This is a genomic window from Azospirillum sp. B506 (assembly GCF_000333595.1).
Classification (GTDB): domain Bacteria; phylum Pseudomonadota; class Alphaproteobacteria; order Azospirillales; family Azospirillaceae; genus Azospirillum.
The window spans coordinates 1-1,354 of the sequence record NZ_BADK01000517.1 but is presented as its reverse complement, the minus strand read 5'-3'; the positions used below and the strand labels follow the sequence as shown (position 1 = coordinate 1,354).

General features: G+C 65.7%; 2 protein-coding genes. Both read right to left on the bottom strand.

Going from position 1 to position 1,354, the window contains the following annotated elements:
* The coding region (locus I71_RS15580) for a cation:proton antiporter (protein WP_042695763.1) at window positions 1-252 on the bottom strand (252 nt) is incomplete at its 3' end.
* 116 nt (window positions 253-368) lie between these two features.
* Window positions 369-1,211, bottom strand: coding sequence for an FTR1 family protein (locus I71_RS15575; protein ID WP_042695762.1), 843 nt, complete (start codon window positions 1,209-1,211; stop codon window positions 369-371).
* Between the last annotated feature and the right edge of the window lie 143 nt (window positions 1,212-1,354).

The following is a 1,354-nucleotide window of genomic DNA, read 5'->3' as shown; positions in this document are numbered from 1 at the left end:
CCGATTTTCGCATCCACCCAAAGACGGGGCGGGTATCAGCTCCAGCCCGATCAGGAACAGCAGCATGACGACGCCGAGTTCCGAAGCGTGAGCGATGGCCCCCACAATGGTCACCAGCCCAAGGCCCGCCGGCCCCACCGCCAGCCCGGCGGCAAGATAGCCGAGCGGAGCGCCGAACCCGAACCGCTTCGCCACCGGAACGGCAACCACCATCGCCGCCAGCAGCACAACCAATGTCACAAGCTCCGCCATATTCTCCGCCGCTCGACTGTCGCCGCGGCACTATGACGCGATTTCAACGGACAAGGCCAGACGCTTGACCGCCAGCCTGACCATACACCTTGATGCTATTGATTATCCGCTATCGATCACTCGGCGGGGGACGCAACGCGCGAGCGGTTGGACGGCGATTTGCCCGCCGCCCAGCGGGTCAGCAACAGGATGCCGACGACCACGCCGACATAGGCGATCAGCTGCGCTTCGGTCGGACGGTCGGTGTAGCCGACCAGCACATGCAGCGCCTGCCCGACGAGGCTGTTGTCGCGCAGCAGGCCCGAACTGTCCCACAGCACGTCACCACCGGCATTCAACACGCCGCCCTGCGCCAGGAAATTGACCGCCGTGGCAGCCATGCCGGCGGCCAGCAGCGTCAGCAGCCAGGTGGTGGTGGCGAACAGGTGCCGCGTCGGAATCTGCAGCAGGCCGACATAGAGCAGGACGGAAACCAGCGCCCCCAGCGCCATGCCGCCCAGCCCGCCTGCAGCAACGGTGGCGATGCCGCCTTCCTCCGACGCCAGGATGCCGGTCAGGAACAGCACGACCTCCGACCCTTCGCGCAGCACGGCGACACCGATGACAATGGCCAGCGCTGCCAGCGACTTCTCGCCGCTCTGTACCGCACGGCCGACCGCCTTCATGTCGCGTGCCAACTCGCGGCCATGCTGCGCCATCCAGGCATTGTGCCAGGCCAGCATGACGACGGCGATCAGCAGGACCGTGGCGTTGAACAGCTCCTGCCCGGTGTCGGCGAACAGCGAACTGATACCATCGGCAAAGGCGGCGACAATGCAGGAGCCGACGATGCCGCCGACAATGCCGAGCGCGATCCAGCGGCCACGTCCGGCCACCCCCTGGGTAGCCGCCAGCACGATGCCGACGATGAGGCCCGCTTCGAGGACCTCGCGAAAGACGATGATCAGACTGGCGAGCATGGTCGTCTCCGGTACGGGGCGGTCTATCTCAAGACTGCGTTACAAGCCTTAAGACTGTGTCACTGGATCTTGTGACCGCATCACTCGGCGATCACGGCGCCCTGCGCCGTCGCCTCGTGGAATTCGCCGAAGAAGGGATAGCG

Excerpts from the sequence above, each read along its gene's own strand:
- I71_RS15575 (WP_042695762.1), bottom strand. The coding sequence starts at position 1,211 with ATGCTCGCCAGTCTGATCATCGTCTTTCGCGAGGTCCTCGAAGCGGGC.